The organism is Streptomyces sp. NPDC051211 (genome assembly GCF_040689505.1).
Classification (GTDB): domain Bacteria; phylum Actinomycetota; class Actinomycetes; order Streptomycetales; family Streptomycetaceae; genus Streptomyces.
In genome coordinates, this window is the sequence record NZ_JBFBAV010000024.1 from 101,607 (window position 1) to 107,606 (window position 6,000).

The following is a 6,000-nucleotide window of genomic DNA, read 5'->3' on the forward strand; positions in this document are numbered from 1 at the left end:
CATCCCCGCGGGCGCGGGGAGCAGAGGGGCCGGAACCTGTCATTCGGCCCACACGAGGGTTCATCCCCGCGGGCGCGGGGAGCAGTCCCCGTCATCCCCTGTTCCCGGACCGACAAAGGGTTCATCCCCGCGGGCGCGGGGAGCAGTCGGACCGTCACCCGCTGGGCGAACAGCGGTCAGGGTTCATCCCCGCGGGCGCGGGGAGCAGAACTTCAGGTCCAAGGAAATGCGGCGGCGAACGGGTTCATCCCCGCGGGCGCGGGGAGCAGCCGGCCGCCTGCACCCGCCGCGACCGCTTCAGGGGTTCATCCCCGCGGGCGCGGGGAGCAGTTTCGTCGTTGTCGCGCCAGAAGAACAGGTGTGGGTTCATCCCCGCGGGCGCGGGGAGCAGACCCCGGCGGACTTCGGGCCCGTAGCGCTCGGGGGGTTCATCCCCGCGGGCGCGGGGAGCAGCGCACGTGGCACTTCACCCTCGACGACAATCCGGGTTCATCCCCGCGGGCGCGGGGAGCAGTTTTGAGGGAGCCTGAGTTCTCTTTCGCGGCCGGGTTCATCCCCGCGGGCGCGGGGAGCAGCCGAGGAGCGCGGTCGGCGCCGGGGACTTGCTGGGTTCATCCCCGCGGGCGCGGGGAGCAGGCCCATCCGAGTGAGCGTCAACGAGGGCAGCGCGGGTTCATCCCCGCGGGCGCGGGGAGCAGCGAAGCGGATCGCTTGCCGTACCGCCCTCTTCGGGTTCATCCCCGCGGGCGCGGGGAGCAGGTGGTCTCCAGGTAGCGGTAGCCGGGCCGCTTGGGTTCATCCCCGCGGGCGCGGGGAGCAGGCCCGGATGATCGCCGCGCTCGGCGACGCACAGGGTTCATCCCCGCGGGCGCGGGGAGCAGTTGGGGGAGAGGGGGCCCATGTCGGGATCGTCGGGTTCATCCCCGCGGGCGCGGGGAGCAGTCGGTCAGTTCCTCGGGGGTGATCACGGTCGAGGGTTCATCCCCGCGGGCGCGGGGAGCAGTGGAGCCGGTGCGCTTGGCGTGCCGCCGGGCAGGGTTCATCCCCGCGGGCGCGGGGAGCAGACTCACTGACGTGCCACTTTAGGCGCACGGGCAGCCGTTCCAAAGCGCTTTCGCTGAAACCGACATTCCCCCAGATTCCCAACCATTCACCCTGCCTCAACATCTGCGCACAGCTCGCAGCATTGCTCTCGGCTGCAGCAACGGGGTGGCAAAGCTGGCACCGTGGCAGCAGTACGGCGAGACGTCCCGCAGGACGGAATCGACCGACGCCGTCCACTCCATCCGGCGCACAGCGTCATCGCGGACCTGGCGTGCTCTAGCAGCGGGGACCAGGTCCCGTCGGCCTACCAGCGCGCGGGAAGCGTTCATGCACCACGCGGCCACCTCGTCGAACGACCCGATACTCACGCAGCCTGAACCACCTCAACCGACCTACAGGTGTTTTCTGTTACTCCTCTGTACGGATCAGAGGCTCGGTGGGCGAATCGGCGCCGGCGGGATGCGAGGCCAGGGCCGGGCGGCAGGAGCAGCAGGTGCGGGCGGTGTCCGGTACTGATGGGCGGGCAGGGCAGCCGCGCGCTCGCCGGACTCGTGGGCATGCCGGACGGGGGCCGTGGAGCGCATCTCCTCGCGCAGGGTCGCCTCACCTCGCATCGCGGCCGCGTTCGCCTGGTGCCGTACGGCCGTGGCTCGTTGCGCTGTGGCCTCGGTGCGCAGTTGCTGGACGTCCTCGGCGAGGCGGGCGTCAAGGCGGGCGGCCAGTACCGGAACGCGCTGCCGCATGGCGTCCAGGGTGGCGATCAGCGCTTGTGCGTCCGCGGGCGGGGTCCAGTTCCCGCCGGGCGCGAGCACGGAGATCTGCGGGCAGGCCGTGAGGATCCGGTCGGCCTCGCGCAGGGCCTCGGCCGAGGCACGAGAGGCCCGCCCGGCCTCGTCGATCGCGGCCGTGTACTGCTGCTGGTACTGGGCATGGAGGGCGAGCGACTCCTTCCTGCTGGTGCCGGCCAGCAGGAGGGCGAGGCGGCCCTTCTGCCCGGACGCCTCGATCCGGTCCCGGATCCGGCCCAGCGACTCGGCGTCCCGCTCCGCCGCCGCCCGGCGCTCATCTTCCCGACGCGCCTGTTCTGCCCACGCCCCGGCCCGGGAGAGGGCGTCGTACGCGGCAGCGGCGAAGGCGTCACCCGGGGTGGGCTCGGCATCCAGCCAGTACTGCTGCTCCGTGGCCCGGCGCTCGTACGTGGCGGCGAGCTCCTCGGCGCGCTGCGCAGCCGAACGTTCCTCGGCCTCCCGAACCGCCAGTTGCTGCGCCGGCAGGTGACCGTGGGGGCGCTGCCGCCACGAGGTGTACTCCGGCTCCTCCGCGGGCATGCCCGGGGCGGCCAGGATCCGGGTGAGCTCGTCGGTGACCATGGAGTCCTCGGCGTCCGCCTCGAGCCGGCGCCCGTACGCCGCAACAGCACGGTTCAGGCGGTCGGCGTCCGACCGGACCGGACCGAGGGCGGCTCTGGTGGGGTGGTCCTCGAGCTCGTCCAGGGGCAGGTAGAGGTGGCTCTCCTGGCGGGCGCGGGACAGGGCCGGGTACAGGGTGCGGGAGTCGGCGTGGAGTCCGTAGGCGAGGGCGACTTCGGCGGTCAGGCCCTGAGCGGAGGCGATCGTCATGGCGTACGCGTGGGTGAGGCGGCCCTCCGCAATGTCGCGGGCGGACATCCATGCCTCGTGCATCGCGAACCCGCCCGCCGGTCGACGACGGCGCCACTGGACGAGTACGCCCTGCTTCGCGCTCACCTCCAAGACGATGCCCCGGAAGCCGTTGAGGACGTCGACTGCGGTCTCGTCCCGCCGGCTGCGGTAATCGTTGCGGCGGATGTGGACCAGGTCCCCGGCAGAGAACTGGATCCGCCCTCCGCCTGCGACTGCGTACGTACGGCCCTCCCCCAGCTCGCCGGACACGACCAGCGCGGCGCGGGCACCGGCGTTGAGGGCGGCGACGTCCCCGCGGCGGGCGGCGAGCAGCAGAAGGTCGGAGACCTGTCCGTGGGGGTCACCGGCCCAGCGGGCTCGGACTTCGTTCCAGTGGCCGAGCATGGAGGTCAGGGCATCGGCGGCAGTGTCCCCGGCGTGCAGACGCCCGTGGTCGGCGAAGGCGGCGAGCGCGCTCGTGCGGCCGCCGGTCCGCCAGTCCTGCAGGGCGGACCTTTCGACGATGTCGCGCTGGCGGCGGTTCTCGGTGAGCTCCAGCCCGCCGACGATGCGGTGGGTCCGGGCGAATCCGCCTCCGATGCCGACCGCGCGCAGCTGCAGCGGGTCACCGACGGCGACGACCTTGGTGCCGGTTTCGGCCGCGTGCTGCAGCAGCGCGGCGAGCGCCCGGTCGTCGACCATGGCGGCCTCGTCGATGACCAGAACGCCGACCCCGTGAAGGCCGCGGCCGTCGCTGATCTCGCGGGTCCACGCGGCGACGGTCCGGGACTCGATCCCCGCCTCGGCAGCCAGGTTGGCGGCGGCGACGGCCGCGGTGGAGGCGCCGGCCACCCGCAGGCCGGCGGCCTCCCACCCGGTCCGGGCGGCCTGCATGAGGGTGGTCTTGCCCGCGCCGGCCACGCCGATGACCGCGTCGACCGCGTGCCCGGCGGTCAGCAGTCGCATCACCACCGCGCGCTGCTCGGCGCTGAAGGCGAAGGGGCGGTCGTCGCTGGAGTTGGCGACCTCGACGGAGGCGAGGGTCATCTCGGCGGCCTCGGCGGTCAGCTGCGCCAGATGCCGGCCCAGGCCGGCAGTGGCGCACTCGATCACGGCCTGCTCGGCGGCCACGACCGTCGTGTGCGTGTACCGCTGCCGGTGGGTGTGATGGCCGCGGTTGGAGTCAGCCAGCCGAACCGCGTGGCCGCCCACTGCCAGGACTTCGTCCGCCAGCGCCGTCAGTTGTTCCGTCGACAGGAGGTAGGGCAGGGTCTTCGCGACGGCCGCCATGACGTGCGTGTGGGAGACCGTCTTCCGCGAAGCGGTGAGCCCGTGCTCGGCATCCCAGATCTGGGCCGCGATCTCGCCCGGACTCGGCATCCGCGGGCCACCGCCGGCAGACAGCAGAGGTGCCGAACCGTCCCGCCCGGGCAGCGCGGCCGCCACCATCGCATCGACAACCGCCTCGCCGCCGAGCACTGAGGCCGCCCGGGTACGCCAGGCCTCCCGCGGTACGTCAGGACCGGCCTCCCCCTTGGACTCCGCGCTCTTGCGGGCCGCCGCCTTCTGTTGCTCACGCGAGGCGCCCTCGCCCGCCAGGTCGATGACCTGCTGGTGCCGCCGCGAGAACGCTTCCCGCAGGCCTTCGTCGACTCCGGCCAGCTCCCACGCCCCGGTGCGCTCGGAACGCGCGAAGGTGGCGCCGTACTTCTCCATGAGGCGCGCCCGAAGCCGTCCTTCGGCAATCTCGTTCACCAGATGCGCGTAGCGGTGGAGGTCCTCGCCGCCGCCCGCGATCGTGCGCCACTTGCCGTCCGAGCACTTCGCCATGTGCGCGATGTTCACGTGGACGTGCAGGTGCGGATCGCCGGGCGAGCCGTCGACCGGGCGCGCGGAACGGTGCAGGGTGGTCCAACCGATCAGGCCGGAGGTCTCCACCCGCTCGGCCTGCCGGCCGTCTCCGTGGTGGCCGGCCATCCCGTACGCCGCCCACTCCTCCAGCGCGTGGACCGCCTCGGTGACGGAGGCCAGCCAGTCCTCCTCGATCCGTCCGGCAAGCTCGGCGCCGGCCAGGCCGTAGGCGGCAGAGATGCTCTTCGGCAGATCGAGGGTGATGTCCACGCCGCGCAGGCCGACATCCACGCGATGCCGCATCCACTTCCGGGCCTCGGCCACGGTGTCCACGCCGTACAGCTCGTCGAGGGGAAGGCCCGCGGCCGCGGCCAACCGCTCGGCGTCGGCCAGCGGCAGCAAGTGCGTCTCACCGTCACGGACGATGCCGCGCTCGGCCTGGGCGAACCGCTTGGCCAGCGCGGGCCGGCCAAGGTACTCCGAGACCGTCCTCCCGACCTCGGTCGCCGCCTCGGCAACGGCGTCCACGAGCACCCGGGCGGCAACCTTCCCGCGCGGATCGAGGGCCTTCTTGCGGGCGACGAGCTGCTCGCCGGTACGCCAGTCCCGGCCGTCCATCAGCGCGTGGGCGGCGTCGGGATCAACTCGCTCACCGGCGACGAGATCCAGCTCGACCAGACCCCCGCCGATCCACCGGAGCGTGCTCTCCCCGGCGAGCCGGTACTCGACCTGGGCGTCCTCGGCCTGATCGCACCCGCAGTCTTCACTCAGCCGGTAGGCGACTTGCTCGGCGGCGTAGATGGGCGTCGCGTAGCCCACGTGTCCACCCCCTCCGCCTATGCCCACCGCATCATGCTCAATGATCGCGTATCAAAGATACCTGGAGTGCTAAGGCTCCCTAGCCCAAGGCTTCCGCTGCCAACGCCTCTGCTGGGCGGTGTGGTTAGAGGTCACGGCAGCGGAAGCCGATCGATCCCCGACTTTTGTCCGCGGACAAAAGTCGGGGACTATCCGCCGTTGGACATCGAGATGTCAGTGGGGTTGGCCACCGGATGTCCCCGAGCGGTCATCGGGGGTGTCAGTACCGCAGTGGCAGTGCGAGGGGGTCCCGTGCCTTCTGGTGGCGGTTCGGACCGACGATGTCACCGCAGGTGACCATGTCGGCGGCGGCGAGGTCTTCGAGGGCCTGGCGCTGAGCGGCGTCGTGGGTGTCGATTCCGCCGTCGACCCAGACGCGGAGGAGGACCTCAGCCTCGGCGGACTGGATGGGGCCGCGTGCGGCGGGATGGGGTTCTTCCGTCCGGTGAGGGCCTCGAACTGGTGTTGGGCGAGGACGTCGAGGCGCGGGGTGACGGTATAGGAGCAGTGGCCGCGCTCAAGGCGGCAGCCGCCGGCGAGGAGACCCTTATCGCCTCGTTCAGTGGCTCCCCCGGCCTGTGGCCCGGCCGGCGGGGACACGGTGCTC

The 6,000-nt window shown here is 72.2% G+C and carries 1 protein-coding gene and 1 CRISPR repeat array (1 of these 2 cut by a window edge); the gene reads right to left on the bottom strand.

The genetic code is table 11. The annotated features are described in order from the left end of the window. A CRISPR array of direct repeats spans positions 1–1,064; the repeat unit is 29 nt; unit sequence GGGTTCATCCCCGCGGGCGCGGGGAGCAG (it extends 188 nt beyond the left edge of the window). A 405-nt stretch (positions 1,065–1,469) separates the two neighbouring features. Continuing rightward, positions 1,470–5,354 (bottom strand): MobF family relaxase, encoded by a 3,885-nt coding sequence (gene mobF, locus AB0447_RS22945; RefSeq protein ID WP_366478582.1) that lies wholly within the window; start codon positions 5,352–5,354, stop codon positions 1,470–1,472. Positions 5,355–6,000: the final 646 nt, after the last annotated feature.